The following is a 25,689-nucleotide window of genomic DNA, read 5'->3' as shown; positions in this document are numbered from 1 at the left end:
AAGTGGGATGGCGGCAGGAATGGTGACGGGTGCGGTGGCGGCGCTGCTGCTGGCGGCGCCGGCCGTGGCGGCGCCCGCGCACGGCGGCACGCCCGGGGGCGGGGACCTGGCGGTGGGCAAGGAGAGCCGGTTCACCCCGGTGTCGGAGTTCGACCCGTCCGACGCGGTGACGTACGACACGAAGAAGGTGCCGGCCAAGGCGCGGATCGTGGTGGCGCAGTGGAAGAACGACCACGGGATGACCATCCGGCTGAAGGTGAAGGGGCTCCAGCCGCACCGCACCTACGGTTCGCACGTCCACACCAAGCCGTGTGGTGAGAAGCCGGACTCCTCCGGGCCGCACTACCAGAACCGGAAGGACCCGAAGCAGCCGTCCGTCGACCCCAGGTACGCCAACCCGCGGAACGAGGTGTGGCTGGACTTCACCACGGACTCCGATGGCGACGCCTCGGTGTCGTCGAAGCACTCCTGGTGGTTCCGTCCGGGTGAGGCCCGGTCCGTGGTGATCCACGACCACAAGACGCACACCGGGCACGGCCATGCCGGCATGGCGGGCGACCGGCTGGGCTGCCTCTCGGTGCCGTTCAAGCACGCGGCGAGGTAACGGGACCGGAAACGGCCTGAGGGCCGCCGGGACGGGCGGCCCTCAGGCTCGAGCGGAGAGCGGTGCTGCTGTGCTGCGGCTCAGGCGGCGCTGGGCTCGCGCCGGGGCGCGGCCGGAGCGGCGCTCTCGCCCCGGTTGCGGGAGCCGAAGAAGACGCGGTCCAGCGCCCAGGTGCCGGGGCCGGTGAAGACCAGCAGGAGGAAGGCCCAGCAGAACAGTGCGGAGGGCTCTCCTCCGTTCTGGATCGGCCACAGCGCCTCGCCCTGGTGGACGGAGAAGTACGCGTACGCCATGGAGCCGGAGCTGATCAGGGCCGCGGTGCGGGTGCCGAGGCCGAGCAGCACCAGGAGGCCGCCGACGAGCTGGATGACCGCGGCGTACCAGCCGGGCCAGGTGCCGGTCGGGACGGTGCCGCCCTGGCCCATCGCGCCGCCGAGGACGCCGAAGAGCGAGGAGGCGCCGTGGCAGGCGAAGAGCAGGCCGGTGACGATGCGGAAGAGGGCCGTCGCGTGGGGGCGGGCGCGTTCGGTGAACGCGGGGAGGGGTGTGGGCATGACAGGGACTCCTGCGGTTGGGGACGGTAACCGAGAGGCCTGAAGGTTAGGTGTGCCTTATTGGTACTTGCAAGTTCAAGTGTTCGGGTGAGTAGTTGGTCTGAACCTTTGCGTGACCGTCACTGTGGTCCAGACCAATAAACTCGTCAAGAGGATGCGCAGCACCGGTTATTGCGCCCCCGATCACTCCCGATCACGTCAACGACCGCTCCAGTACGCGCTCCAGGCGGGCCGACCGCCGTCCGGTTCCGGGGTCCTTCGCCTCACGGGCCTGGTCCAGGCTCAGCCGGGCGTCGCGGCCGTGCAGGGTGAGGGTCATGAGCTGGTTGCCGAACCACGGGCCGCCCGTGCGGCGCCAGGACACCGGCGGCCGGCCGGCCCGCACATGCCGGGACAGCGCGCGCCCCAGCCACCGGCCAACCCGGCTCCAGCCGAAGCGGAAGCCGGTCCGCAGGGCCGCCGGGATGCTGTTGTGCACCGGCGAGCAGGTCAGCTGCAGGACGCGGCCCGACGGCTCCGCGCCCTCGGGCCAGTGCGGCTCGGCCACGTACGCGTGGTGCACGTCGCCGGACAGGACGCACACCGTGGCGGGCGCGCCCGGCCCGTCGGCGGCCTCCGAGATCAGGTCGGCCAGCGCCGCGAAGGACTCCGGGAAGGCGGCCCAGTGCTCCAGATCGGCCCGCTGGCGCAGCGCCTCACCGCGGCGCGCCCACCCCGGGCCGCGCGCGCCGCGGCACAGCGCCGCGTTCCAGACCTCCGCGTCGTGCACCAGATGGGGCAGCAGCCACGGCAGTGAACTCCCGATCAGCAGGTGGTCGTAGCCGCCGGGGCCGTCCAGCACCTCCTGCCGCAGCCACTTCGCCTCCGCCGCGTCGAGCATCGCCCGGCTGCCCTCCTCCAGGACGCGGGTGGCGCGCGTGTCGATCATGACCAGGCGTACCCGGCCGAAGTCGCGCCGGTAGCTCCAGCGCGCGCACGTCGGATCGGCGTCCGCCGCCGTGGCGAAGTCCCGTACGAGCTCCGTACCGTCCGCCGCCGCCCGCACCCGGGCGTACAGCTCGTCGCGCGCCAGGTCGGCGGGGGAGAGGTTCCCCAGGTGCTGGTGGACCCAGTACGACATCAGGCCGCCGAGGATCCGCTCGCGCCACCACGGGGTCGCGCGCATCCGGGTCTGCCAGGCGGCCGAGGTGTTCCAGTCGTCGATCACGTCGTGGTCGTCGAAGATCATGCAGCTGGGGACCGTGGAGAGCAGCCAGCGCACCTCCGGGTCCAGCCAGGACTCCTCGTAGAGGTGGGTGTACTCCTCGTAGTCCGCCACCTGCGTCCACGGTGGCCGTGAGGTGTCGCGGCGGCGGGCCAGCAGGGCAGCGGTCGCCTCGGAGGTCTGGTCGGCGTAGACCTGGTCGCCGAGGAGGAGCAGCACGTCGGGGCGGGGCCGGGCCGGGTCGCGGGCCAGCGTGGCGGCGAGGGTGTCCAGCGCGTCCGGGCCCGCCGGGTCGTGGTGCTCGCCCGGCACGCCCGGCACCGCGGACAGGTGGCTCCTGCTCCCGGAGGGCGGCGCGGCCCAGCGGCAGGAGCCGAACGCCACGGAGAGCGGGCCGTGCCCCTCGGGCGGCAGCGTGCGGAGGACGGAGGGCGGGTACGGGCTGTCCGGCAGCGGCCAGACCTGCTCCCCGTCCAGCAGGACCCGGTACGGCGTCTCCTCGCCGGGCGTCAGGCCCTCGACGGGGATCAGCGCGTAGTGGTGCCCGGCGACCTGCCAGGTGCGGTCGGTGCCGATGACGCCGCTGCCGCACGCCACGGTCACCTCGCAGGGCGCCTCGGTCTCCACCCACACCGTCGCGCTGTCCTCGTCCACGTAGCGCAGCAGCGGTCCGAGCCGCAGTCCGGTCATCGCGGTCCTCCCTCGTGCGGGCCGGTGTGGCCGCACCTCGTACGGGCGGCTGCCCGCGCCTCGGGTCCGAGGATAGGAGCACTCCGCGCTGTGGGGCGGTGGCCGGACGGCCGGGAGGGAGGTCGGGCGGCTCCGCGGGGGCATGGGGATGGCAGGCGGAGCCGCCCGGTCGGTGGTGGCTGCCCGTCGGCAGCCGGTCGGCGACGGCGGTCAGCAGCCGTCGAGGATCTTCTTCAGCGCGCCCTTCTCGGCGGCGTCGGCGGTCATGCCGTACTCGTGCTTGACCCATACCCACATGCGCGCGTACTCGCAGTGGTACGAGGCCGTCGGCGGCAGCCACTCGGCGGGGTCCTGGTCGCCCTTCTCCTGGTTCACGTTGTCGGTGACCGCGAGGAGCTGGGCGTGCGTGAGGTCGTTGGCGAGCTGCTCGCGGCGGTCGGTGGTCCAGTCGGCGGCGCCGGACTTCCACGCCTCGGAGAGCGGCACCATGTGGTCGATGTCGACATCGGAGGACTGCGTCCACGTGGCGCCGTCGTACGGGGAGGTCCACGAGCCGCTGGTCGCGGCGCAGCTCCCGTCGGTCTCGACGTCCTTGCCGTCGCGCTTGAGGACGACCTCGCGGGTGTTGCAGCTGTCGCCCTGGTCGCTCCAGTGCGGGAACTTGTCGCGGCTGTAGCCGTCCTGCGGGCCCTCGGCCGCTTCCTTGATCTCGGAGAGGTACGTACGGGCGGTGGCGGCATCGGGCGGCGAGGGCGGCGCGGCCTGGGCGGACTGGCCGCTGAGCAGCAGCGTGCAGACGAGCGCGGCGGCCGAGCCGGCGGCCAGGGACGCACGACGCGCGTAGACCTTGGACATCGGAACTCCCGTTGATGTGGGGGGAAGGGAAGTCGCGAGCGATCGGTCGATCGGTCGGTGGTGCGATCGGTCGGGCCACACGATGGCGAGTGGGGGTTTCCGCCGTGCGGTCTCCAGGTAACAGAGTGACGACATGCTCACGTCAGATCAAGAGGTGACGCGCCGCCAGCACGCGCCGAACGCACGTTCGTTGGCCCCGCGAGCCGACCCGGAGTCCTTAAGGTGATCGTGTGCTGCTGCCCGTCAACACCACCCTCGCGGTCGTGCTCGCGGTGCTGCTCGTCGCCGCCGTGACGGTCGCCGCGCTGTGCCGGCTGGACCACGCCCGGGACATCGCCGTCGCGGGCCTGCGCGCCGCCGCCCAGCTCGCCGCCGTCTCCTTCCTCATCGGCTGGGTGGTGCGCGCGGTCCCGCTGCTGGTCTGCTTCCTGCTGCTGATGTTCGCGGTGGCGGTGCGGACGGCGGGCCGCCGCATCACCCGTAATCGCACGTGGTGGTGGGCGGCCGCGCCGATCGCCGCCGGGGTGGCGCCGGTGGTCGCCGCGCTGCTGCTGACCGGCCTGGTGCCGCCGCGCGGGATCACCCTCATCCCCGTGACCGGCATCCTCATGGGCGGCGCGCTCACCGCGACGGTACTGAGCGGGCGGCGCGTGCTGGACGAGCTGGAGACCCGGCGCGGGGAGGTGGAGGCGGGCCTCGCGCTGGGACTGCTGGACCGGGAGGCGCGGCTGGAGGTGGCGCGGCCGGTCGCCTCCGAGGCGATGCTGCCGGGGCTGGACCAGACCCGGACGGTGGGGCTGGTCACACTGCCGGGCGCGTTCGTCGGCATGCTGTTGGGCGGCGCTTCACCCGTTCAGGCCGGTGCGGTGCAGCTGTTCGTCCTGGTGGCGCTGCTGGCCGTGCAGGCGGTCGCGGTATCGGTGGTACTGGAGCTGGTCGCGTGCGGCCGGTTGCACCGCGTACCCTTGATCCCAGCAGAAGGGGAGTAGCTCTCCGCCGGACCGTCGACATACTGCTCGCCCTCGTGGCGCGCCGGCGCCCGGAGCGTAGGGACAGATCCTGTCCGTACGCCAGCGAGACCTTCGGCCGCAGTGTCCGACGCTGCCGTGCCGAAGCGACCCCTTTCCCGGGCCCCTTTCGGTGCGGCCCTATCGAACGAGGTATCCCACCCCGTGTTCAGCTTCACCGTCGCAGCCGTCGTCTTCGGCGTCGTCTTCCTCGCCGAGCTGCCCGACAAGACCGCACTGGCCGGGCTGATGCTCGGCACCCGCTACCGCGCGTCGTACGTGTTCGTCGGCGTCGCGGCGGCCTTCCTGGTGCATGTCGCGCTCGCCATCGCCGCAGGCAGCGTGCTCACGCTGCTGCCGCACCGCCTGGTCCAGGCGATCGTCGGCGTGCTCTTCCTGGCCGGCGCCGCCGTGCTGCTCTTCAAGAAGGACGACGACGAGGAAGAGGTCAAGAAGCCCGCCGACCAGAGCTTCTGGAAGGTCTCCGGGGCGGGCTTCATGATGATCCTGGTCGCGGAGTTCGGCGACCTGACCCAGATCATGACGGCGAACCTCGCGGCCCGTTACGGCGACCCCGTCTCCGTCGGTATCGGCGCCGTGCTCGCCCTGTGGGCGGTGGCCGCGCTCGGCATCCTGGGCGGCCGCACGCTGATGAAGTTCGTCCCCCTGAAGCTCATCACGAAGATCGCGGCCTGCGTGATGATCGTGCTCGCGGGCTTCAGCCTGTACGAGGCGATCGTGGGCTAAATCAAGCCCGCCCGGCGATTGAGGGCGAACGGCGCCCCTTGGGGCGCCGTTTCCTTGGCGGCAGCGCTCAGCCGTCGATGTGCAGCCGTACGCCCGCGTCGTCGGCGAGCACCTCGACCCGGACCAGCGTCAGGTCGGTCACCAGCGCCGTAGGCGCAAAGGCCGCGGCGCGCTCGCCGACGCCCACGACGCGCATCCCGGCGGCCTGGCCGGCCCGGATGCCCGCCTCGGAGTCCTCGAAGACGAGGCAGTCCTCGGGGGCGAAGCCCAGCTCGGCGGCGCCCTTCAGGAAGCCCTCCGGGTCCGGCTTGCTGGCGCTCACCGACTCCGCGGTGATCCGTACGGCCGGCATCGCCAGCCCGGCGGCGCCCATCCGGGCCTCGGCCAGCGGGACGCTCGCGGAGGTGACCAGGGCGTGCGGTACGCCGTCGAGCGCGGCCATGAAGGCGGGCGCGCCCGGTACCGGTACGACGCCGTCGGTGTCCGCGGTCTCCTGCGCCAGCATCCGCCGGTTGTCCTCGTGGTTCAGCTCCATGGGACGGTCGGGGAGCAGCGCGGCCATGGTGGCCCAGCCCTGGCGGCCGTGTACGACCTTCAGCACCTCTTCGGCGTCCATGCCCTGCTCGGCGGCCCAGCGGCGCCAGCAGCGCTCGACGACGGCCTCGGAGTTCACGATGGTGCTGTCCATGTCGAGCAGCAGCGCGCGGGCGGTGAGCGTGCGGGATGCCGTCATCGGCGGGCTCCTCGGCTGGAGGGCTGAGTGGTGCGAGACAGAGCGGCTCCGCCCGCCGGTCAGGGGAAGCGGGCGGAACCACTTTGTTCATCCACGATACAAAGCGCTTCCGCCACACGCCAAGCCCCCCTGGTCAGCGGGCCAGGGGGGCTTGCTGGTAGGGCGGCAAAAGGGCCGGTCAGGGCCGGGTGAGGAACTCCAGGGATTCGCGGGTCGCGGGTCCGTAGACGCCGTGCGGGTCGGCCGTCTCGCCGTATGTCCGCTGGTACCGCGCTACGGAAGCGGTTACCTCGGTGTCGTACCGGCCGTCCGCGGCGCCGGTGTACAGCTGCAGCTGCGCCAGCCGTCGCTGCAGCTCCACGACCTCCGGGCCGCTCGCGCCCTCGGAGAGCAGGTCCGTGCCCACCGTCTGCGGGCCGGACAGCCGGGCCGCCGAGCGGGAGGCCGGTGCGGGGCCGGTGGGCCGGGGCTGCGCGGCTTCCCCGGCCTGCGCGGCCTCCCCGGCTGTTCCGGCTTCTCCGGTCTCCTCGGTGGGCAGGTCGGCGCTGGAGCGCCCGCCGAGGTCGGGCAGCGCCTGACCCGTGCCGTCCACGGTGCGCAGCTCACCGCCGAAGAGCACGGCACAGACCGAACCGGCCGCCGCGGTGACCATGAGCCCGGCCAGCAGCACGGGCCGGCCGCGCCGCCGGGGCGCGGGCGGGGCCGGTGCGGCCGTGGGAGCGGCCTCCGGCGGCGGGTCCATGAAGGCCACCGGGCCCGCGACCGGGAGCCCGGCCCGCCGGCCGGGTAACTCCGCGGAGTGCGGCGCGGGGGCTTCCCCGGTGTACGGCTCGGGGACCGGCTCGTCGGCCCGCGCGGCGTACGGCTCGGGGGCCGGCGGCGGGGTGTACGGCGGCGGCGCGTACGGCGGCCGCTCCACCCGGACGTACGAAGGCGGCGGGAACGCCGGCGGACTGTAGGCCCGCACCGTGAACGCGCGGGGCCTGCGGGGCGGGTCCGGGTGATCGTCCGGGTCGGGCGCGTCCGGCAGCGAGATGTACGGCCGGATGTGCAAGGGGTCGAAATCCGGCGCTGCCGCCTGCTCGCACCGGCAGCCGGGACGGCCGTCGGTCCGAGCGGGGGCTAAGCAGGTCGGGCAGTTCCTGGCCTCCACGTACGGGTCCCCTCCCTCGTCGTCGGCTGCGATTATCCAGACGCCGCCGCCTCCTGCACAGGGCCCCCGGACGTGAACAACCGGAGACCGACACGTCGCCCGACCGGCCATAGCGGGGCAAAATGATCGGACGGGGAGTGCGGCTCCGCTCCCCGGCCGCTGCCCGGCGCCCGTAACGCGCTCCCCGCCGCGGTTCCGACGTAAGGAGACGTCCATGGCGCAGGACACCAGCGCTCCCGCCGTCCCCGCCGAGGAGCGGCCGCAGCGGACCGTCCTGGTGGCGATCGGCGCGCTGCTGCTCGGCATGCTGATCGCGGCGCTCGACCAGACCATCGTCGCCACCGCGCTGCCCACGATCGTCAGCGAGCTCGGCGGCCTGGACCACCTCTCCTGGGTGGTCACCGCCTACCTCCTGGCCTCCACGGCGGCCACCCCGCTGTGGGGCAAGCTCGGCGACCAGTACGGCCGCAAGAAACTCTTCCAGGCCGCCATCGTGATCTTCCTGATCGGCTCCGTGCTGTGCGGCATCGCCCAGAACATGCCGCAGCTCATCGCCTTCCGCGCCGTCCAGGGCCTGGGCGGCGGCGGGCTCATGGTGCTGTCGATGGCGATCGTCGGCGACATCGTGCCGCCCCGCGAGCGCGGCAAGTACCAGGGCCTGTTCGGCGCGGTCTTCGGCGGGACGAGCGTGCTGGGGCCGCTGCTCGGCGGGCTCTTCGTCGACCACCTGAGCTGGCGCTGGGTCTTCTACATCAACCTGCCCATCGGCGCGGTCGCCCTGATCGTCATCGCCGCCGTGCTGCACATCCCGTCGAGCCGCACCCCGCACCGCATCGACTACCTCGGCACCGCCCTGATCGCCGCGGTCGCCGCCTGCTTCGTCCTGATGACCTCGCTCGGCGGGGTCAGCTACCCGTGGGGCTCCTGGCAGATCATCGGCCTCGGCGTGCTCGGCGTGCTGCTCCTCGGCGCCTTCGTACTGGTCGAACGGCGGGCCGCCGAGCCCGTCCTGCCGCTGCGCCTCTTCCGGCTCCGCACCTTCGCGCTCACCTCCGCCATCGGCTTCGTCATCGGCTTCGCGATGTTCGGCGCGATGACGTACCTGCCGACGTTCCTGCAGGTCGTGCACGGTGTCACACCGACCATGTCCGGCGTGCACATGCTGCCGATGGTGGTCGGGATGCTGCTCTCCTCCACGGTCTCGGGCCAGCTGGTCAGCCGTACCGGGCGCTACAAGGTCTTCCCGATCGCCGGCACCGCGGTCACCGCCGTGGGCCTGCTGCTTTTGCACAACCTCGACCGCGCCAGCAGCGTCGCCGAGATGAGCGGGTACTTCTTCGTCTTCGGCCTCGGCCTCGGCCTGGTCATGCAGGTCCTGGTGCTCATCGTGCAGAACTCCGTCCCGTACGCCGACCTGGGCGTGGCCACCTCGGGGGCGACCTTCTTCCGCTCGATCGGCGCGTCCTTCGGCGTCTCGATCTTCGGCACGATCTTCGCGAACATGCTGGGCCCGCGCATCGCCGACGCGCTCGCCGGCCGCCGGCTGCCGCCCGGCGTGGACCCGGGCACCCTCGCCGAGGACCCGCGCGCGGTGGCCAAGCTGCCGCCCGGCGAGGCGTCCGGCGTGCTGGACGCCTACTCGACGTCGATCACCAACGTCTTCCTGTACGCGGTGCCCGTCGTGCTGCTCGCCTTCGCGCTGGCCTGGCTCCTCAAGGAGGAGCCGCTGCGGGGCTCGGTCACCGCCCCGGACACCACGGAAGTCCTCTCCTCCAACCCCGTCGAACGGTCCTCGCACGACGAGTGCGCCCGCGCGCTGAGCAAGCTCGGCTCCCTGGAGGGCCGCAAGAAGCTGTACCAGTCGATCACCGCGCGCGCCGGCCTCGACCTGAAACCGGCGGCGAGCTGGATGGTGCTGCGGATGAACCGGTACGGCTCGGTGGAGCCCGCGGTGCTCGCCGAGCGCAGCGCCGTACCGCTCGCCGTGATCTCCGCCGCGACCCGGCAGCTGGAGGAGCGGGGGCTCGCGGAGCGGGAGGGGATGCCGATGGTGCTCACCGAGGCCGGGCGGCGGGTCGCCCACCGGCTCGCGGCCGCCCGCCAGGAGGCGCTGTCCGACCTCCTCGGCGACTGGTGGTCCAAGGACCGTCCCACCGACCTGACCGAACTCGTCCGGCAGCTCACCGCCGAAATGGGCGGTTCGAACGGCGAACGCCCGTACAACGGCGACGACAGACACCTCCCGCGCCGCCCTACGGGGGCGCGGCCCGTCTGAGCCCCGTGGAGCCCGCCCTCAGCCCAGCCGCTTCTCGAACCAGATCTGCGCGTACGGACCCTCGTTGTACGCCGGTATCTCCACGAACCCCGACCGCCGGTAGAAGGCGATGGCCTCCACCAGGTCGAGGCGCGTGTCGAGGCGGACGCGCCGGGCGCCCAGGCCGCGCGCGGCGGCCTCCGCGGCGGCCAGCAGCGTGCTGCTGCCCCCGCTGCCGCGCAGCTCGGGCCGGACGTACATGCGCTTGAGCTCGGCCGTGCCGGGAGCCATCAGTCGTACACCCGCGCAGCCGCCCGGCTCGTCGCCGTGCCGGGCCAGCAGGAACACTCCGCGGGGCGGTGTCAGGTCGTCGACCGGGTCCTCGGCGACGGCCCGGTCCAGCTCCTCGTCGGTGGCCGGGCGGCCGTACCAGCGGGCGGCCACCTCGGCGAGGTAGGCCCGCAGCACGCCGGCCGCCTCGGGCGAGGCGACCGGCTCGGCGCCGACCGCCCACACCCGGCGGCCGGTCGCGCATTCCCCCGTCACCACGGCCTCAGGCGCTCTTCGGCGCGGCCTGCTGGACGACCTCGAAGGACCACACGGTGGAGCCGGAAGCGGCCGGCTTCGGACGCTCGGCACCCTCGCCGCCGCCCTGGTGCGCGGCCTTCATCGGGCCCTCCATCCACGCCTGGAAGGACTCCTCGTCGCGCCAGCGGGTGTAGACGAGGTACTGGTCGGTGCCCTCCACCGGGCGCAGCAGCTCGAACCACTCGAAGCCGTCCGAGGACTCCACGGCGCCGGCACGCGAAGCGAAGCGCTTCTCCAGCACCTCCCGCTGCTCCTCGGGAACGGTCAGGACATTGATCTTCACGATGCTCATGCGGTCATCCTGCCGCATCCCGCCGCGCGGCCCCAGGGCGCCCCACGGCGGTCGGCCGGGGCTTCGGTCAGTCGGTCAGGGCATCGATGGCTGCTGTGACAAGTGAACGGGCCTCGGCGCCGTACTGGGCCAGCTCTGCCAAGTTCCCGAACGCCTTGAGGTACAGCCCAACATCACTCGGTTGAGTTTCCTTGATCGATGCCGACAGCGTTTCGATGTGCACGCGCCGGCGGTCAAAAATGGTGAACGTTTCCAAGGGCCATGAAACGCGGGGTGCTGTGAATGGAATGATTCCCAGCGAGACTGACGGAAGTGCCATGACCGACAGTAGATGTCCGAGCTGAGCGGCCATGACCTCGGTACTGCCGAATCGATACCGCAAGACTGATTCCTCGATCAGTACGGCGAATTGATGGTCACCTTCGCGGATGACGTGGGATCGTTTCATTCGCGCGGAGACGGCATCTGCTACGTCGTCCGGTGTTCCCCTGAATTTGGCGATTGAGGTCAACAAGGCTGTTGCATATCCGGGTGTCTGGAAGAAACCTGGCACGACGTTGGAACAGTACACGTGAAACTGCCGTGTTTGTTCGTAGAGTGGAACGCCCGACTCCTGTAGCCGCCTGAGCCCTGTTCGCTGCAGCCGCTTCCACTGGACATACATCGAATCTGCTTGCCGGTTGGCGGCAATGAGGTCAGCTGCCTGCTCGGGCACGCCGCATGCCGTACACCAGGCCCTTATGTCGGAGTCGCTGGGAGGAGTCCTGGCGTGCTCGACCCGAGACGACTTGGATTCGCTCCATCCGCAACGGGCAGCCAGCTCGCGCCCCGTAAGGCCCGCGTCAAGCCGTAGTTCCCGCAAGCGGGAAGCCAGGGCTTCCCTGGCTTCCTGAGCTCTTGACGAAGGAGATGGCATGAGTTGGCTGCCCGGTTGTACCTAGATCCTGTACTCACTGTGCGGGATCGCTCGCTGCCAGACGGCCTCAAACGCTTGCCCGCACAGTTTCAGCGTCTCGGTGTCCGTACTGAGTTCATCCGTGACATGGCTGCCGTCCCCCGCGAAGTGGTGAACGCGGAGCAGGTTTCCGTCGAACAGCCAGAAGTCGTTGGCGGGCAGGAGGACGTCGGTTGCCTGGCTGCGCGGCAACCAGCGTACTTCTTCGCCGGCGATGATGTTGGCTTCCGTCGAGTAGTGCTCCCAGCGGATATATTCGCTGACAGGTTCCGAGACGACACGTGCCCGACGAATGGAAACGCCGCGCGATACAGCATCCGAGATCGTCTGGTGGAACGGATGCCACCACGATTCGCGGTCGTTCCAGTCAACTCGCTGCCCACGCCGCCAGGCTTCTAGCCGGGGATTGCTGCCGTAGTCGTCTCGCATTTCCAGATGAACGGCAGACTCCCGGGTGTCGGCCAGGAGCTCACCGAACGTTGGAATGCTCGACCGCATCGCACGCTTTCCGGATCATCGGCACCATTCGGGCCGGAATCCTGATGATTTCTTCACTGTCCGGGATCGGGCCGTTCGCCGGGGTGTTCGACTCGCAGGCTGCCCGAACTTCGGGGCCGGCCTTCCAGCCCTGAATCACCAGCTCTCCTGACTCTTCGTCAGCCCGGACGGTAGGGCAGTGCTCGAGGTCGGTGTCCGGGTCAATCCCGACGAACCGTAGCGCCATGTCAGCCTCTCTCAGTGCGGGACTTGCCTGAACTTGCACGCCATCCTCCCGCTTCGGCGCTGTCAGTAAAGGCCACCAGCGGATCAAGTGACGTGCAAGCCCATGCAAGCTTGTGGAGCGGGGCGCTCGCCCGGTCGTTGACTGCTCACCCGACAGGGAAACGACGCAGGGGGTTGGACATGAGCGAAGCGAAGACCTACCCGAGTGATCCGGTTGAACTGCCGCTGCTCATGGATGTTGTGGAGCCGAAGCCTGTTGAGGGGTGCCCCGGCTGTTTGGAGCTCGCCAACGTGCGCGACCGCGCCCGCGCGGGCGGCGACATGACGACCGTGACCGACTGCAACGTCTTCATGCGTCGGCACCCGGAAGGGCACGCATGACTGCTCTGTCATCCGGGCCAGGACCCGCAATAAGGAGAAGGAGAGATCACATGACCGCTTTGGCAGTCGAGACGTACGAGATGCGTACGCCTGACTCTGAGGGTTGGCGTGGTGTGCCGTTCGCGCACCCGCTGATGATGGTGGACGGCGGCAAGCATGACGGGGGCCGATGCCGCCCGAGGCTCCGCGATCACCCGAGCCCAAGCCCTCAGACGGCGAGTAACCGTCTCCGGGACGTCCCTCCCCGTCCGGGTGTGGACACGACAGTGCCCCCTGCCGGAGCAGGGGGCACTGTCGTGCAGTCGGCGCGGGGAGCGGCGGGGTCAGGCCGCCTTGCTCAGCTCGCGGGCCTCGGCCTCGCTGGCCACCGCGGGCTTGGAGCCCGGCAGCGGGCGGCCGGCGCTCTCGGTCATCTTCCACACCGCGATACCGCCGATGACGCCGGCGGCCATCATGTAGTACGCGGGCATCATCTTGTCGCCGGTCGCGCTGATCAGGGCCGTGACGACCAGCGGGGTCGTGCCGCCGAAGATCGAGACGGAGACGTTGAAGGCGATCGAGAGGGAGCCGTAGCGGACCTTCGTCGGGAAGAGCGCGGGCAGCGTGGACGGCATCGTCGAGGTGAAGCAGACCAGCAGCAGGCCGAGCGCGGCCATGCCCAGGCCGATCGCGGCCAGCGAGCCCTGGCGGATCAGCAGCAGCGCCGGGATCGACAGGACGAAGAAGCCGATGCAGCCGGCGGCGATCACGGGGCGGCGGCCGAAGCGGTCGCAGGCCCGGCCGGCGAACGGCTGGACGCACATCATCAGGGCCATCACGGCCAGCACGACCAGCAGACCGTGCGTCTCGTCGTACTTCAGCTCCGAGGTCAGGTAGCTCGGCATGTACGACAGCAGCATGTAGTCCGTGACGTTGAAGACCAGGACCAGGCCGACGCAGAGCAGCATCGCGCGCCACTGGCCGAAGATCATCTCGCGGATGCCGGTCTTCTTCTCGGCGGCGCGGCGCTCCTTCTCCTGCTCCGCGGCCTCCTTCTCCATCTCCGCGAAGGCCGGGGTCTCCTCCAGGCGCATCCGGAGGTACAGGCCGATGATGCCCATCGGGCCCGCGATCAGGAACGGGATCCGCCAGCCCCAGGAGAGCAGGTCGTCATGGCTGAGCAGCGCGGTCATCAGGGTGACCAGGCCGGCGCCGCCGATGTAGCCGGCCAGCGTGCCGAACTCCAGCCAGCTGCCGAAGAAGCCGCGCTTCTTGTCGGGCGAGTACTCGGCGATGAAGGTGGAGGCGCCGCCGTACTCACCGCCTGTGGAGAAGCCCTGCACCAGGCGGGCGATCAGCAGCAGCACCGGGGCCCAGACGCCGATGGCGGCGTACGAGGGGATCAGGCCGATCGCGAAGGTGCCGATCGCCATCATGATCATGGTGATGGCGAGGACCTTCTGGCGTCCGATACGGTCGCCGAGCGGGCCGAAGATCATGCCGCCGATGGGCCGCACGAGGAAGGCCGCCGCGAACGCTCCGAACGTCGACAGCAACTGCGCGGTCGGGTTCCCGGAAGGGAAGAACACCTGCCCGAGGGTGACCGCGATGTAGCTGTAGACGCCGAAGTCGAACCACTCCATCGCGTTACCGAGCGCGGCCGCCGAGACGGCCCGTTTCGCCATGGCCGGGTCGACGACCGTGGCACCGTTCACCGAAGTGCTGGACGGACTTTTCGTACGGGTATCCGGGCCGGGTGCGACGGAAGTGTGCGTCGGCACGTGTTCGCTCGCCTGCGCTCTCTGGGACGACTGCAAAACGTTCGCCCGCCGGGTCACCGACGAGCGAACTTCGACCATAGGGGCAGAACGGATCGTCACGGAGTGTGCACGGTCGCATAAGGGAATCGGTTAAAAGCGCCGTATCGCAAGGGCGGCGTCGGCGCCAAACCGGACATCGCGAAAGTATTCCTGTGATCCTTGTCGCTGCGATCCGCCGGAACTGGGGCCCGTCCTGTGGCCTGGCGCACGTGGACGGCGCGGTACTCCGCAGAGCACCGCGCCGTCGGATCGTCGCCCGTCCAGCATCCGCCCGGCGGCCGTGCCGCGCCACTCGGACGGATGCGGGCCGGCCGGTCAGCCGGTGACGTGCATCAGCCGGTGACGGTGATCTGCGAGGCCGGGTCGGTCGTGTCCGACACCGTGTACGTGGCACCGAACGTCGAGGTGGTCGCGCTGGTCGGGCAGCCGAAACCGCCGGTGACGGTCACGGGGACCGTTGCGCCCGAGAAGGTGAGCGTGGACGGCGCGCCATTGGCCCACGTGCCGTTCACGGTGGCGGGCCCGGCGGGCGCCGCGGTGACCGTACAGCTCGCGAGGCCGCTGGTCTTCACGACGACGCCGCCCTGGGGGATGTTCATGGCGGCCGTGCTGGGCGCGCCGTTCTGCATGGCCACGCCCCAGCTGCCGCTGGTGGTGACGGTGGCGCTGACGCCCGCCATGCTCGTCGTGCAGGAGCTGTACGTCGGGGCGGTGATCGTACTGGCCACCGGGCCCGCGTCGTTGTGGTTCGCGGGCGCGTCCGGGACCTTGCCGGTGGCGTTGGAGACCGTACAGGTCACGGTCACCGAACCGGCCTTGAAGGTGGCCTTGCCGCTGAGCTTCGCGGCGAAGGCGTGGCCGGCGGGGGTGACGGTGGTGGAGCCGGCCGCAGCCTCGGGCGCGGCGGGCGCCGCCGCGGTGGCGGGGGCGGTGACGGCCAGGCACAGCGCGCCCGTGGCCGCGATGCCGGTGCCGGCGGCGAGCAGGGTGCGGGCGGAGGCGCGGCGGGGCGTGCCGGGTCTGAGGTGGTGTCTCATCGGGGAGCTCCTTCACGGTTGCCGTTGTTGCGGGGGACGTGCGGTTACCGGTGCGGAGGTGCGGGGGGTGGGTCGGAGGGGGCGGCGGGCGGTGGCAGTGGCTGCCACGCGAACATCAGGGCGCCGCCGAGGATGCCGAGCACGGTGCCGATCAGGAAGCCGCCCAGGTTGGACATGACCAGCGCGGCGGCCGCCAGCAGGACGGTCAGTACGCCTGCCAGTCCGCGGTACTGGGGCGCGCACCAGGCGGTCAGGCCCAGCACGATCATCACCAGCCCCAGCAGCACGGACGGGATGCCGGCGATGCCCTGCTGGAGCATGATCTTCAGCGGGGCGAGCGGGATCACGCAGATCTCGACGCCTGCGAGGACCGTGGCCAGCCCGCCCCAGAAGGGGCGGCCCTTGCGCCAGCGCGACCAGGCGGACCGCGGACGTGCCGGGTCGTCGGCCGGCTGCCGGGCCGCCGGTCGCCGGGTCAGAAGCATTCCTTCTTGCCCTTGCTGATCTTCATGCTCAGGCCGGAGAGCTTGAAGGTGCCCGCGTTGGTCGCCCACGCGGTCTGCTTCAGGTCGGTGATGTGCACGTCGTCGGCCTGCTGGGAGAACGCGTCCTGCATGCCCTGCGCGTCGGCCGGCCCCTTGTCCAGCGTGGAGGCGTCCCGGCCGATCTCGATGTTGTTGAACGATGCGTTTCCGGAGAGCTGGGTGGCGTCCACGTAGAGGTTCTCGGCCTTGACGGGCTTGCCGCCCTTGCCCGCGGTCAGGTTGAGCGAGATGTTGCCCAGTACGGGCAGCTTGGTGACCACCGACTGGCAGAGGTTGTTCAGTTCCGCCTTCTTGATGGCGGTCACCGCGACCGGCAGCAGCTCGCCGCGGGCGTTCGTGTCCACGCCCCCGTACTGCGCGAAGCCGTCCCCGTCGAGGCTGCTCGCCGAGACCTTGAACTGCTGGCCCGATACGGCGAAGGACGCCGCCAGCGCCCCGTTGGCCAGGGCGATGGCCAGTGCCGCCGTGCCCGCGAAGGCCGGGACGGCGAGCACGGCGAACTTCCGCGCGCTGACACGTCCCGTGACCGGTCTGCCGTGTGCGTCTTTCATGGCATATATCCCCTTCGATGCGTGCGTGATCGATGAGTGGGGGGAGCGAAGAGCGAGGCGCGTGGGGAGAAAGGCGAGTGCGGCGGGTCGAGCCGCGAGCCTGGTGTTACCGCCGGTGTTACCGGCGAGTTGAGTTGAATGTAAGTGCGCCAGTAGGCGTTGGCAAGGTTGCGCGGCAGACGGTTTTCCGCCAAAAGGCAGGGGCGGTGGCCGCCGGACTCCGGTGGCCACCGCCCTTACAGGGAACGGGAGTTACTCGTACCGACAGGGTGCGGGAGTTACCCGTAACTGACCCGCAGCTCCTTGACGCCGTTGAGCCATGCCGAGCGCAGCCGCCGCGGGTCACCGGTCAGCGCGATGTCCGGCAGGGTGTCGGCGATGGCGCGGAAGATCAGGTCGATCTCCAGGACCGCGAGGGACTTGCCGAGGCAGAAGTGCGGGCCGCCGCCCCCGAAGCCCAGGTGCGGATTGGGGTCGCGGGTGATGTCGAAGACCTCGGGCCGGTCGAACACCTCGGGGTCGTTGTTGGCCGACGCGTAGAAGATGCCGACCCGCTGGCCCTCCTTGATGCGCGCGCCACCGAGCTCGGTGGCGCGGGTGGCGGTGCGCTGGAAGGAGACCACCGGGGTCGCCCAGCGCACGATCTCCTCGGCCGCGGTCGAGGGCCGCTCCCTCTTGTACAGCTCCCACTGCTCGGGGTGGGTGAGGAACGCGTGCATGCCGTGGGTGATCGCGTTGCGGGTGGTCTCGTTGCCGGCCACGGCCAGCAGCAGCACGAAGAAGCCGAACTCGTCGCTGCCGAGATTGCCCTCGTCCTCCGCGGCCACCAGCCGGCTGACGATGTCCTGCGCCGGGCACTCCTTGCGCGCCGCCGCGAGGTTCATGGCGTACGAGATGAGCTCCATCGCCGCGTTGGTGCCGACCTCTTCGGTGATCGCCAGCTCGGGATCGTCGTACGCGATCATCTTGTTCGACCAGTCGAAGATGCGGGACCGGTCCTCCTGGGGGATGCCGATCAGCTCGGCGATGGCCTGGAGCGGCAGCTCACAGGCGATGTCCGTGACGAAGTCGCCGCGGCCGTTCTTCTTCGCCTCCGCGACGATCCGGGTGGCGCGCTCGCGCAGCGCGTCCTCCAGGGCGCGGATGGAGCGTGGCGTGAAGCCGCGCTGGACGATCTGCCGCACCCGGGTGTGCTCGGGCGGGTCCATGTTCAGCATGATCAGCTTCTGGACGTCGATCTGGTCGCGGGTCATCGACTCGTTGAAGCGGATGATCGAGGTGTTGCGGTTCGCCGAGAAGACGTCCGGCCGGGTGGAGACCTCCTTGACGTCCGCGTGCCGGGTCACCACCCAGTAGCCGTCGTCCTCGAAGCCCGCGATGTTGTGCGGCTGGGCGTTCCACCACACGGGCGCGGTCCGCCGCAGCCGGGCGAATTCGGGGAGGGGTACGCGTTCCTGGTAGACGTCGGGATCGGTGAAGTCGAACCCGTCGGGCAGCGCGGGACAAGGCATCGGCGACTCCAGGTCCGGGTTGTGTCCGGCTTGCCTGCTCGTTCTGACGGGCCCGTGCTGACGAGCCATCAGAATCTGCCGCGAAGGTAGTAACGAGTTCTACAAGTGGCAAGGCTCACGCGGGAAATGGTTGCGGCTGCGGCCGACGCAGCACTCTTGCGCGGGCGCGTGTGGCTCGTGAGACTGGGCGCGGAACTAGAACGCGTACTAGTTCTGCCCGGGTGCCGGACCGCCCGGACAGCCAGGAGAGGACGAGTCATGGCCGCTGAACCCGTCATCGTCGAAGCCGTCCGCACGCCGATCGGCAAGCGCGGGGGCGCGCTCGCCAATCTCCACCCCGCCTACCTACTGGGCGAGACATACCGTGAACTCCTGGCGAGAACGGCGATACAGCCGGACTGCGTCGAGCAGATCGTCGGCGGGACGGTCACCCATGCCGGCGAGCAGTCCATGAACCCGGCCCGGAACGGCTGGCTGGCCGTGGGCCTGCCGTACGAGACCGCCGCGACCACCGTGGACTGCCAGTGCGGCTCCTCCCAGCAGGCCAACCACATGGTCGCCAACATGATCGCGGCCGGCGTCATCGACGTGGGCATCGGCTGCGGCGTCGAGGCGATGTCCCGGGTACCGCTCGGCAGCGGCTCCAAGCACGGCCCCGGCAAACCCTTCCCCGACGAGTGGCACGTCGACCTGCCCAACCAGTTCGAGGCGGCCGAACGCATCGCCCGTAAGCGCGGCCTGACCCGGGAGAACGTCGACGCGCTCGGGCTGATCTCGCAGGAGCGGGCCGCGCAGGCATGGGCCGAGGAGCGCTTCAAACGCGAGACGTACGCGGTCCAGGTGCCCACCACGGAGGAGGAGCAGGCGGCAGGGCAGGGCATGTGGCGGCTGGTCGACCACGACGAAGGGCTGCGCGACACGAGTATGGAGGCGCTCGGCTCGCTCAAGGCGGTCATGCCGACCGCCGTCCACACGGCGGGCAACTCCTCGCAGATCTCGGACGGGGCCGCCGCCGTGATGTGGGCGTCCAAGCGGATGGCGCGGGCGCTCAAGCTGAAGCCCCGGGCGCGCATCGTCGCCCAGGCGCTGGTCGGCGCCGACCCGCACTTCCATCTGGACGGGCCGGTCGACGCGACCCGGGCCGTGCTGGGCAAGGCCGGCATGTCCCTCAAGGACATCGACCTGGTCGAGATCAACGAGGCGTTCGCGTCCGTGGTCCTGTCCTGGGCGCAGGTCTTCGAGCAGGACCTGGAGAAGGTGAACGTCAACGGCGGAGCCATCGCCCTCGGCCATCCGGTGGGCGCGACCGGGGCCCGGCTCATCACCACCGCGCTGCACGAACTGGAGCGCGCGGACAAGGAATTCGCCCTGATCACGATGTGCGCGGGCGGCGCGCTGGCGACCGGGACGATCATTCAGCGGCTGTGACGGGGGCCGCGCTCGCGGCCGGGCGGTCGTTGTCAGTGGCGCTGTCAGTGGCGCTGTCAGTGGTGCCTGTCACACTCCTGGCATGACGACGAATTCGACGAAATCGACAGCTTCGACCGACTCGCCGGGCCCGACGGGGCCGCCGAAGATCCCTGAAGACGCCCTGCCGCCGGTCTGGGCGGGGGAGGACGAGCGTCCGGCCCCGCCCCTCGTCGGCGACGAGCGCGAGATCCTCACCTCGTTCCTGGACTGGCACCGCAGGACCTTCGAGCTGAAGTGCGCCGGGGTGGAGCCCGAGCGCCTCTCCGACAAGAGCGTCCCGCCGTCCGGGCTGAGCCTGCACGGCCTGATCCGCCACCTCGCCGGTGTCGAGCACTGGTGGCTGCGCGTGCAGTTCGCGGGCGAGCGGGACGACTTCCCGTACTACTCCGACGACCATCCCGACCAGGACTTCGAGATGCTGGAGGGGGACGTCGAGGAAGAGCTCGCGTTCTGGCGCGCCGAGTGCGCGCACTCCCGCAAGCTCGTCGCCGCCGCGCCCTCCCTGGACGCGACCGGCACCCATGCGGCGAGCGGTCAGCCGGTCTCGCTCCGCCGCATCCTGGTGCACCTCATCGCCGAGTACGCCCGGCACAACGGCCATGCCGACCTGCTCCGCGAACGCCTCGACGGCGCGACCGGGGTCTAGGACCGGGTCGTGCCGTCGAGGGAGAGGGGAAAGCGGGGGAGAGCGGCGTCAGGGGAGCCGCTCGTGCTCAGTACCAGTTGTGGGACTGCCAGAAGGACCAGGCGCCGCAGGGGCTGCCGTAGCGCTCGTTCATGTAGTTCAGGCCCCACTTGACCTGGGTGGCGGCATTGGTCTTCCAGTCCGCGCCGGCCGAGGACATCTTCGAGGCGGGCAGCGCCTGGACCAGGCCGTACGCACCGGAGGAGGCGTTGGTGGCCTGCGGGTTCCAGCCGCTCTCGCGCTCCACGATGTTGCTGAAGCACTGGAACTGCTGCGCGTCCGGGATCTGCTGGTGCGCCGCGGCCCGGGCATCGCTCGTACCGGCCCGCTCGGCGGCCTGCGCGGGGGTGGCGGCGAAGGCGGCGGTGGCGGCGCCGAGCGCCACGGCACCGACGGCGGCGGCGCCCGCGGCCCGGCGGCGGGTGACGGAACGGGGAGCGGTACGGCCGGCGGCCGAGGACACGGGGGACAGCACGGAGGAAGGACCTTCCGACGGGTACGGGGGAGGCGCCGCCGGGCGCGGTGAGGTTTGCGGACCCGGCGACCACTTCACCGTGGGAGGTGGCTCGGGGTGCGGGCAAGCACCGTTGTTACGTAGCCACCTCGTACCTGGCTGTGGGAACAGGGCCGGAAGCCGGGGCGGGGCCCGTGCCGGTTTCTGCTACCGGGCCTCGTATGTGACCAAGGTCCTTGTGCGGGGCTTCACAGAGGGGAGGGGGCGGCGAGGGGCGGTGCCCTCACGCGTCGTCCGCCTCCGCCGCGTCCGCGAGCCGGCGGGCGCGGTGCCTGGCGACGTTGAGGCGGTTGCCGCACAGGTCGGGCATGCAGTACCGGCGCCGGCCCGCCTTGCTCGTGTCGACGAACATCCCGTCGCACTCGGGCGAGGCGCAGTGGCGGACGCGGTCGTGGGACAGGGTGCGCAGCACGCCCAGCAGGCCGGTGCCGATCAGTGCCGCCAGCTCGTCGGCGAGCGGGGTCCGCGGTCCGGTGCTGACGTACCACTGCCAGTGGCCGTCCGTGTCCCGGGCCAGCAGCGGCCCCACGCCCGCCTTCCTGACCAGCGCGTTCGCGCCTTCGGCGAGCTGATCCGCACTGTCGGACTCCAGGAGTGCCCGCAGCTCCCGTCGGAGCGCGAGCACCTGCTCCAGGTCCGCTTCGCTCGGGTGACTGCCCGCGGCCGCGGCCTCGACCGGGATGCGGTGCTCGCCGAGGAAGCGGCCGAGCGCGGCCGGGTCGACGAGCACCTCGCCGGTGCTCCTGCGGACCAGGGCAGAGGTATTGACCAGGTCGGTCGCGATACCCGCCCCGATGCTGTAATCGGAAAAAGGAAGTTTCACGTCTTACTCCATGGTGGCGTAAGGGGGTAACGCCGAGAATAACCATTAGCTCCGGAGGGATCGTCATGAGCGCGCACCTCGTCGAAGGCGTACCGGCCGCCGGGATCGCCCTCCTCGACGCCGCCGTCCTCGGCACCCCCTTCACCGAGCATCAGCTGCAGTACGCCGAGGCGTATCGCGCCCCGTGGGCGGGGACCGAAGGCCGGCGGCGCTGGATCGACCAGGTCTGCGCCGTCAGTTTCGAAGGCACCCGCGGGACCGTGGCCCGCCTGGGCGAGCGGAGTTCTTCGGCCGGGAGCGCGCGTAGCAGCCGGCTACGGGGCGAAGGACACCGGGGCGTCGAAGGCCGCGCGGCGGGTGGCGCGGCGGAGGGCCTTCAGGACGGTGGGGCCGACGGTGAGGGTGAGGACGATCGTGACCAGGGCGCGGGGGAGGTCCCAGCCGAGGGAGGTGGCCAGGCAGTACGCGACGAAGCGGGCGAGGTTGTCGGGGAGCGGGTCGCCGGGGACGAAGGAGACGCCGGAGGCGAGCCCCGCGATGTAGGGCCAGCCCTGGAGGTTCATGACCAGGCCGTAGAGGAGGGAGGAGAGCGTGCCGTAGACCGCCAGCAGCAGCATCTCGCGGCGGCCGCGGAGCCGGTCGGGCCCCGGGAGCAGGCCCGCGCCCATCGACACCCAGCCCATCGACAGCATCTGGAACGGCATCCAGGGGCCGACACCGCCGGTGAGCAGGGCGGAGGCGAACATCGAGACCGCGCCGAGCACGAAGCCGAAGCCGGGGCCCAGGACCCGGCCCGACAGCACCATCAGGAAGAACATCGGCTCGATACCGGCCGTACCCGCGCCGAGGGGGCGCAGCGCGGCACCGGCCGCGGCGAGTACGCCGAGCATCGCGATGGCCTTGGCGTCCAGGCCGACGTCCGCGATGGTCGCCACGACCACGGCGAGGAGGAGGGGGAGCAGCGCGGCGAAGAGCCAGGGGGCGTCCTTGGAGTGCGCGAGGCCGGACGCGGAGTCCGCCAGCAGTGGCCAGCCGAAGGCCATCACGCCGAGGACGGAGACCAGTACGAGGGCGGCCACTGAACGCGGCCCGAGCCGCACGGCCCGCACCCTCCTGCCCGTCCGTGGGCCTGTGCCGTGTGCCCCGGTCATGCCGTGTTCCCTGGTCATGCCGTGTGCTCCAGTTCGGTCAGGGCGCGGGTGACCTGGGGGACGGTGAGCCAGGGGAGCGGCGCGAGGACCTTGGCGACCTGCGGGGCGAAGGCCGGGGAGGCGACCACGACCTCGGCGGTCGGGCCGTCCGCGACGATCTCGCCGTCGGCGAGGATGACGACGCGGTGGGCGAGCTCCGCGGCCAGTTCGACGTCGTGGGTGGCGAGGACGATCGCGTGGCCCTCGGCGGCGAGCCCGCGCAAGACCTCCACCAGGCGGGCCTTGGCCGCGTAGTCCAGGCCGCGGGTCGGCTCGTCGAGGAGGAGCAGCGGCGGCCGCGCGGTGAGGACCACGGCGAGCGCGAGGGCGAGCCGCTGGCCCTCGGAGAGGTCGCGCGGGTGGGTGCCGTCCGGGACGTCCGGCAGCAGCCGGGTGACCAGCGCCCGGCAGCTTCCCGGTGCCGCGCCCGCGTCGGCGTCCGCCGCCGCGCACTCGGCGCCGACGGTGTCCGCGTACAGCAGGTCGCGCGGCTCCTGCGGCACCAGCCCGACCCGGCGCAGCAGCTCGCGCGGCCCGGTGCGGTGCGGCACGGCGCCGCCCACCCGTACCGAGCCCGCGGCCGGTTCGTGCATGCCGACCAGCGTGTTCAGCAGCGTGGACTTGCCCGCGCCGTTGCGGCCCATCAAGGCGACGGTCTCGCCGGGGCGTACGGCCAGGTCGACGCGGTGCAGCGCGTCGATGCGGCCGCGGCGTACGGAGAGTCCGGCGGCCTCGGCGACCGGGGCGGCGTCCCCGGGAGCGGGCGGCGCACCGGCCGCGGCGCCCGGAGCCGCCGGGGTCCGTCCCGCCAGCCGCTCGCGCAGCGCGCCGGCCTTGCGGCGGGCGTCCCGTACGGTCAGCGGCAGCGGGGACCAGCCCGCCGCCCGGCCGAGGGCGACGACCGGCGGGTGGACCGGGGAGACGGCCATGATCTCGGCGGGCTCGCCGATGACGGGCGCGGCGCCGGGCGCCGGCAGCAGGATGACCTGGTCCGCGTACTGGACAACGCGCTCCAGCCGGTGCTCGGCCAGCAGCACCGTCGTGCCGAGGTCGTGGACCAGGCGCTGCAGCACGGCCAGTACCTCTTCGGCGGCGGCCGGGTCCAGCGCGGAGGTCGGCTCGTCCAGGACGAGCACCTTGGGGTGCGTGGTGAGCACGGACCCGATGGCGACGCGCTGCTGCTGGCCGCCGGAGAGGGTGCTGATGGCCCGGTCGCGCAGCCCCGCGAGGCCGAGCAGGTCGAGGGTCTCCTCGACGCGGCGGCGCATCACGTCGGGGGCGAGGCCGAGCGATTCCATGCCGTACGCCAGCTCGTCCTCGACGGTGTCGGTGACGAAGTGGGAGAGCGGGTCCTGGCCCACCGTGCCGACCACGTCGGCCAGTTCGCGCGGCCGGTGGGTGCGGGTGTCACGGCCGTCGACGGTGACCCGGCCGTGCAGGGTGCCGCCGGTGAAGTGCGGGACGAGGCCGGAGACGGCGTTCAGCACGGTCGACTTGCCGACACCGGACGGGCCGACCAGCAGGCAGAGTTCGCCCTCGGGGACGGTCAGATCGACCCCTTGGACGGCGGGCGCGCCGGCGTCCCCGTAGGTCACCGACACCTGCTCGAACCGGATCACGTCGTCCTCTCCTTCGGGTTCTTCGTACGTCGCTCGGCGGTTGCCGCCGGGGCACTCGCCGGTACCGGAGCGACGAACGCCGGCACCAGTCCGGCCAGCACCGAGAGCGCGGGCCAGAGCGGGAGTTCCGGCGCCGTCAGCGGTACGGCCGGCGGGTGCAGGGCCGCGGGCGCGTACGAGCCCGCCCAGATCATCAGCGCGGCCACCGCCACGCCGGAGCCCGCGACCAGCCAGGCACGTGGGCCCCAGCGGTCGGGGCGGTAGCGGGTGCGGACCGAGCGGCGGCCGCCCAGCCACAGCCCGGCGAGCGCGGCGGCGAGCCCGGCGGCCAGCACCGGCAGCCCGTACCCGGCGCCCTGGGCCGCGAGCAGTCCGTACGTACCGGCGCAGATGCCGAGGAGGCCGCCGAGCGTGAGGGCCGTGGTGGTGTGCCGGACGGCGCGCGGGACCTGCGCGGTACGCCCGTATCCGCGGGCGTCCATCGCCGCGGCGAGCGCCACCGAACGCTCCAACGCACCTTCCAGTACCGGCAGTCCGACCTGGAGCAGCGCCTTGACGCCGCGGTCGGGGCGGCCGCACAGCCGGCGCGCCGCGCGCAGCCGCTGGACGTCCGCGACCAGGTTCGGGGCGAAGGTCATCGCCACGACGACGGCCACGCCCGCCTCGTAGAGCGCGCCGGGCAGGGACTTCAGCAGCCGGGCCGGGTTGGCGAGCGCGTTGGCGGCGCCCACGCAGATCAGCAGCGTGGCCAGCTTCAGCCCGTCGTACAGCGCGAAGAGCATGCCCTCGGCGGTGACCCGGCCGCCGATCCGCACGCCGCGCGCCCAGTCGGGCAGCGGCAGTTCGGGGAGCGTGACCAGGACGTGCGTACCGGGGACGGGCGAGCCGAGCACGAAGGCGAAGACCAGCCGGATGGCGAGCACGACCAGGCCGAGCTTGACGAAGGCACCGTAGGAGCGGGCCCAGGGCGCGTCGGAGCGGCGGGCCGCGACCACATATCCGGCGACGCCGATGAGCAGGCCGAGGAGGAGCGGGTTGGTGGTGCGGGACGCGGCCGTCGCCAGGCCCAGCGCCCACAGCCACCACGCGCCGGCGTGCAGCGCACGCCCCCGCGTGGCGAGGGGAGCACGCAGCCGGGCAGGAGCGCGTCGACCCGGCCGCGCGCCCGCCGCCTCGCCGGCCACGTCGCTCATCACGGTTCCCTG

The 25,689-nt window shown here is 71.5% G+C and carries 27 protein-coding genes; 7 read left to right on the top strand and 20 right to left on the bottom strand.

From position 1 onward, the window contains the following. Window positions 1–7: 7 nt before the first annotated feature. Entirely contained in the window at window positions 8–604 is a 597-nt protein-coding gene (locus IF04_RS0100370; RefSeq protein WP_037957900.1) for a superoxide dismutase family protein, read from the top strand. Between the two features lie 80 nt (window positions 605–684). On the opposite strand, the gene IF04_RS0100365 is transcribed toward IF04_RS0100370, so the two are convergent. The 3 genes from IF04_RS0100365 to IF04_RS0100355 form a co-directional block, all read right to left on the bottom strand. Beyond that, complete coding sequence (locus IF04_RS0100365) at window positions 685–1,158, bottom strand: DoxX family protein (protein ID WP_030249040.1); 474 nt, start codon at window positions 1,156–1,158, stop codon at window positions 685–687. 193 nt (window positions 1,159–1,351) lie between these two features. Next, window positions 1,352–3,052 carry an alkaline phosphatase D family protein gene (locus IF04_RS0100360; protein WP_030249038.1) on the bottom strand — a complete coding sequence of 567 codons (1,701 nt, stop codon included), beginning with the start codon at window positions 3,050–3,052 and terminating at the stop codon, window positions 1,352–1,354. Window positions 3,053–3,262: 210 nt separating this feature from the next. Then, on the bottom strand, window positions 3,263–3,907 hold the full coding sequence (locus IF04_RS0100355; RefSeq protein WP_030249036.1) for an HNH endonuclease family protein: 645 nt from the start codon (window positions 3,905–3,907) through the stop codon (window positions 3,263–3,265). Between the two features lie 230 nt (window positions 3,908–4,137). Here IF04_RS0100355 and IF04_RS0100350 point away from each other — a divergent pair, with 230 nt between their 5' ends. Together IF04_RS0100350 and IF04_RS0100345 are read left to right on the top strand one after the other, a co-directional pair. Next, complete coding sequence (locus IF04_RS0100350; protein WP_030249033.1) at window positions 4,138–4,896, top strand: ABC transporter permease; 759 nt, start codon at window positions 4,138–4,140, stop codon at window positions 4,894–4,896. A gap of 183 nt (window positions 4,897–5,079) precedes the next feature. Beyond that, on the top strand, window positions 5,080–5,661 hold the full coding sequence (locus IF04_RS0100345) for a TMEM165/GDT1 family protein (RefSeq protein ID WP_030249030.1): 582 nt from the start codon (window positions 5,080–5,082) through the stop codon (window positions 5,659–5,661). A 67-nt stretch (window positions 5,662–5,728) separates the two neighbouring features. Here the strand turns inward: IF04_RS0100345 and IF04_RS0100340 are convergent, their stop codons facing one another. Together IF04_RS0100340 and IF04_RS37020 are read right to left on the bottom strand one after the other, a co-directional pair. Further along, the gene (locus IF04_RS0100340; RefSeq protein WP_030249028.1) at window positions 5,729–6,394 is read right to left on the bottom strand and encodes an HAD-IA family hydrolase; all 666 of its coding nucleotides are present in this window, start codon (window positions 6,392–6,394) and stop codon (window positions 5,729–5,731) included. 178 nt (window positions 6,395–6,572) lie between these two features. Next, entirely contained in the window at window positions 6,573–7,448 is an 876-nt protein-coding gene (locus IF04_RS37020) for a peptidoglycan-binding domain-containing protein (RefSeq protein ID WP_051830519.1), read from the bottom strand. 313 nt (window positions 7,449–7,761) lie between these two features. Here IF04_RS37020 and IF04_RS0100330 point away from each other — a divergent pair, with 313 nt between their 5' ends. Continuing rightward, window positions 7,762–9,822 (top strand): MFS transporter, encoded by a 2,061-nt coding sequence (locus IF04_RS0100330; RefSeq protein ID WP_030249022.1) that lies wholly within the window; start codon window positions 7,762–7,764, stop codon window positions 9,820–9,822. Window positions 9,823–9,840: 18 nt separating this feature from the next. On the opposite strand, the gene IF04_RS0100325 is transcribed toward IF04_RS0100330, so the two are convergent. The 5 genes from IF04_RS0100325 to IF04_RS0100310 all read right to left on the bottom strand — a co-directional run bounded on the left by IF04_RS0100325 (window position 9,841) and on the right by IF04_RS0100310 (window position 12,360). Next, the gene (locus tag IF04_RS0100325) at window positions 9,841–10,350 is read right to left on the bottom strand and encodes a GNAT family N-acetyltransferase (protein WP_245654224.1); all 510 of its coding nucleotides are present in this window, start codon (window positions 10,348–10,350) and stop codon (window positions 9,841–9,843) included. A 4-nt stretch (window positions 10,351–10,354) separates the two neighbouring features. Further along, on the bottom strand, window positions 10,355–10,681 hold the full coding sequence (locus IF04_RS0100320; protein ID WP_030249017.1) for an antibiotic biosynthesis monooxygenase family protein: 327 nt from the start codon (window positions 10,679–10,681) through the stop codon (window positions 10,355–10,357). Window positions 10,682–10,748: 67 nt separating this feature from the next. Further along, window positions 10,749–11,597: a helix-turn-helix domain-containing protein gene (locus tag IF04_RS37015; protein WP_078599672.1), complete on the bottom strand. Its 849-nt coding sequence runs from the start codon at window positions 11,595–11,597 to the stop codon at window positions 10,749–10,751. Between the two features lie 21 nt (window positions 11,598–11,618). Further along, window positions 11,619–12,134 carry a DUF6879 family protein gene (locus IF04_RS0100315; protein ID WP_030249014.1) on the bottom strand — a complete coding sequence of 172 codons (516 nt, stop codon included), beginning with the start codon at window positions 12,132–12,134 and terminating at the stop codon, window positions 11,619–11,621. Continuing rightward, entirely contained in the window at window positions 12,106–12,360 is a 255-nt protein-coding gene (locus IF04_RS0100310; protein ID WP_030249013.1) for a hypothetical protein, read from the bottom strand. The genes IF04_RS0100315 and IF04_RS0100310 overlap by 29 nt, the downstream gene beginning before the upstream one ends. A gap of 179 nt (window positions 12,361–12,539) precedes the next feature. Here IF04_RS0100310 and IF04_RS0100305 point away from each other — a divergent pair, with 179 nt between their 5' ends. Next, window positions 12,540–12,740 (top strand): hypothetical protein, encoded by a 201-nt coding sequence (locus IF04_RS0100305; protein ID WP_030249010.1) that lies wholly within the window; start codon window positions 12,540–12,542, stop codon window positions 12,738–12,740. 323 nt (window positions 12,741–13,063) lie between these two features. Here IF04_RS0100305 and proP read toward each other — a convergent pair whose 3' ends face one another. The 5 genes from proP to IF04_RS0100280 all read right to left on the bottom strand — a co-directional run bounded on the left by proP (window position 13,064) and on the right by IF04_RS0100280 (window position 18,183). Next, window positions 13,064–14,404, bottom strand: a complete 1,341-nt coding sequence (gene proP / locus IF04_RS0100300) for a glycine betaine/L-proline transporter ProP (RefSeq protein ID WP_245654250.1) — start codon at window positions 14,402–14,404, stop codon at window positions 13,064–13,066. A 467-nt stretch (window positions 14,405–14,871) separates the two neighbouring features. Beyond that, the gene (locus IF04_RS0100295; protein WP_030249005.1) at window positions 14,872–15,576 is read right to left on the bottom strand and encodes a hypothetical protein; all 705 of its coding nucleotides are present in this window, start codon (window positions 15,574–15,576) and stop codon (window positions 14,872–14,874) included. 44 nt (window positions 15,577–15,620) lie between these two features. Continuing rightward, entirely contained in the window at window positions 15,621–16,061 is a 441-nt protein-coding gene (locus IF04_RS35390) for a DUF6114 domain-containing protein (RefSeq protein WP_051830517.1), read from the bottom strand. Next, entirely contained in the window at window positions 16,052–16,672 is a 621-nt protein-coding gene (locus IF04_RS0100285) for a DUF6230 family protein (RefSeq protein WP_030249000.1), read from the bottom strand. Before IF04_RS0100285 ends, IF04_RS35390 begins: the two co-directional genes overlap by 10 nt. A 278-nt stretch (window positions 16,673–16,950) precedes the next feature. Continuing rightward, window positions 16,951–18,183: a cytochrome P450 gene (locus IF04_RS0100280; protein WP_030248998.1), complete on the bottom strand. Its 1,233-nt coding sequence runs from the start codon at window positions 18,181–18,183 to the stop codon at window positions 16,951–16,953. Between the two features lie 258 nt (window positions 18,184–18,441). Here IF04_RS0100280 and IF04_RS0100275 point away from each other — a divergent pair, with 258 nt between their 5' ends. Together IF04_RS0100275 and IF04_RS0100270 are read left to right on the top strand one after the other, a co-directional pair. After that, a complete protein-coding gene (locus IF04_RS0100275) occupies window positions 18,442–19,611 on the top strand; it encodes a steroid 3-ketoacyl-CoA thiolase (protein WP_030248995.1) in 1,170 nt (389 codons plus the stop codon). A gap of 82 nt (window positions 19,612–19,693) precedes the next feature. Further along, a complete protein-coding gene (locus IF04_RS0100270) occupies window positions 19,694–20,299 on the top strand; it encodes a DinB family protein (protein ID WP_078599667.1) in 606 nt (201 codons plus the stop codon). A gap of 67 nt (window positions 20,300–20,366) precedes the next feature. Here the strand turns inward: IF04_RS0100270 and IF04_RS0100265 are convergent, their stop codons facing one another. The 5 genes from IF04_RS0100265 to IF04_RS0100245 all read right to left on the bottom strand — a co-directional run bounded on the left by IF04_RS0100265 (window position 20,367) and on the right by IF04_RS0100245 (window position 25,677). Continuing rightward, complete coding sequence (locus IF04_RS0100265) at window positions 20,367–20,813, bottom strand: aggregation-promoting factor C-terminal-like domain-containing protein (RefSeq protein WP_425428341.1); 447 nt, start codon at window positions 20,811–20,813, stop codon at window positions 20,367–20,369. Window positions 20,814–21,075: 262 nt separating this feature from the next. Further along, complete coding sequence (locus tag IF04_RS0100260) at window positions 21,076–21,675, bottom strand: CGNR zinc finger domain-containing protein (RefSeq protein ID WP_030248986.1); 600 nt, start codon at window positions 21,673–21,675, stop codon at window positions 21,076–21,078. 314 nt (window positions 21,676–21,989) lie between these two features. Next, entirely contained in the window at window positions 21,990–22,844 is an 855-nt protein-coding gene (locus tag IF04_RS0100255) for an ECF transporter S component (RefSeq protein ID WP_030248984.1), read from the bottom strand. Further along, window positions 22,841–24,484 carry an ABC transporter ATP-binding protein gene (locus tag IF04_RS0100250; RefSeq protein WP_030248981.1) on the bottom strand — a complete coding sequence of 548 codons (1,644 nt, stop codon included), beginning with the start codon at window positions 24,482–24,484 and terminating at the stop codon, window positions 22,841–22,843. The genes IF04_RS0100255 and IF04_RS0100250 overlap by 4 nt, the downstream gene beginning before the upstream one ends. Beyond that, window positions 24,481–25,677 (bottom strand): energy-coupling factor transporter transmembrane component T, encoded by a 1,197-nt coding sequence (locus IF04_RS0100245; protein ID WP_051830515.1) that lies wholly within the window; start codon window positions 25,675–25,677, stop codon window positions 24,481–24,483. Before IF04_RS0100245 ends, IF04_RS0100250 begins: the two co-directional genes overlap by 4 nt. Window positions 25,678–25,689 lie beyond the last annotated feature (12 nt).

The organism is Streptomyces violens (assembly GCF_000717745.1).
In the GTDB taxonomy this organism is placed as follows: Bacteria; Actinomycetota; Actinomycetes; order Streptomycetales; family Streptomycetaceae; genus Streptomyces; species Streptomyces violens.
Note: the sequence above shows the minus strand (reverse complement) of the source record. Positions and strands in the feature narration are given on the sequence as shown.

Bases quoted from the DNA above. Each gene is read 5' to 3' on its own strand.
- IF04_RS0100245 (WP_051830515.1), bottom strand. From the start codon at position 25,677: ATGAGCGACGTGGCCGGCGAGGCGGCGGGCGCGCGGCCGGGTCGACGC.
- IF04_RS0100270 (WP_078599667.1), top strand. From the start codon at position 19,694: ATGACGACGAATTCGACGAAATCGACAGCTTCGACCGACTCGCCGGGC.
- IF04_RS0100275 (WP_030248995.1), top strand. From the start codon at position 18,442: ATGGCCGCTGAACCCGTCATCGTCGAAGCCGTCCGCACGCCGATCGGC.
- IF04_RS0100370 (WP_037957900.1), top strand. From the start codon at position 8: ATGGCGGCAGGAATGGTGACGGGTGCGGTGGCGGCGCTGCTGCTGGCG.
- IF04_RS0100285 (WP_030249000.1), bottom strand. From the start codon at position 16,672: ATGAAAGACGCACACGGCAGACCGGTCACGGGACGTGTCAGCGCGCGG.
- IF04_RS0100340 (WP_030249028.1), bottom strand. From the start codon at position 6,394: ATGACGGCATCCCGCACGCTCACCGCCCGCGCGCTGCTGCTCGACATG.
- IF04_RS0100295 (WP_030249005.1), bottom strand. From the start codon at position 15,576: ATGAGACACCACCTCAGACCCGGCACGCCCCGCCGCGCCTCCGCCCGC.
- IF04_RS0100355 (WP_030249036.1), bottom strand. From the start codon at position 3,907: ATGTCCAAGGTCTACGCGCGTCGTGCGTCCCTGGCCGCCGGCTCGGCC.
- IF04_RS0100315 (WP_030249014.1), bottom strand. From the start codon at position 12,134: ATGCGGTCGAGCATTCCAACGTTCGGTGAGCTCCTGGCCGACACCCGG.
- IF04_RS37015 (WP_078599672.1), bottom strand. From the start codon at position 11,597: ATGCCATCTCCTTCGTCAAGAGCTCAGGAAGCCAGGGAAGCCCTGGCT.
- IF04_RS0100330 (WP_030249022.1), top strand. From the start codon at position 7,762: ATGGCGCAGGACACCAGCGCTCCCGCCGTCCCCGCCGAGGAGCGGCCG.
- IF04_RS0100280 (WP_030248998.1), bottom strand. From the start codon at position 18,183: ATGCCTTGTCCCGCGCTGCCCGACGGGTTCGACTTCACCGATCCCGAC.
- IF04_RS0100365 (WP_030249040.1), bottom strand. From the start codon at position 1,158: ATGCCCACACCCCTCCCCGCGTTCACCGAACGCGCCCGCCCCCACGCG.
- IF04_RS35390 (WP_051830517.1), bottom strand. From the start codon at position 16,061: ATGCTTCTGACCCGGCGACCGGCGGCCCGGCAGCCGGCCGACGACCCG.
- proP (WP_245654250.1), bottom strand. From the start codon at position 14,404: ATGGCGAAACGGGCCGTCTCGGCGGCCGCGCTCGGTAACGCGATGGAG.
- IF04_RS0100310 (WP_030249013.1), bottom strand. From the start codon at position 12,360: ATGGCGCTACGGTTCGTCGGGATTGACCCGGACACCGACCTCGAGCAC.
- IF04_RS0100360 (WP_030249038.1), bottom strand. From the start codon at position 3,052: ATGACCGGACTGCGGCTCGGACCGCTGCTGCGCTACGTGGACGAGGAC.
- IF04_RS0100255 (WP_030248984.1), bottom strand. From the start codon at position 22,844: ATGACCAGGGAACACGGCATGACCGGGGCACACGGCACAGGCCCACGG.
- IF04_RS0100305 (WP_030249010.1), top strand. From the start codon at position 12,540: ATGAGCGAAGCGAAGACCTACCCGAGTGATCCGGTTGAACTGCCGCTG.
- IF04_RS0100320 (WP_030249017.1), bottom strand. From the start codon at position 10,681: ATGAGCATCGTGAAGATCAATGTCCTGACCGTTCCCGAGGAGCAGCGG.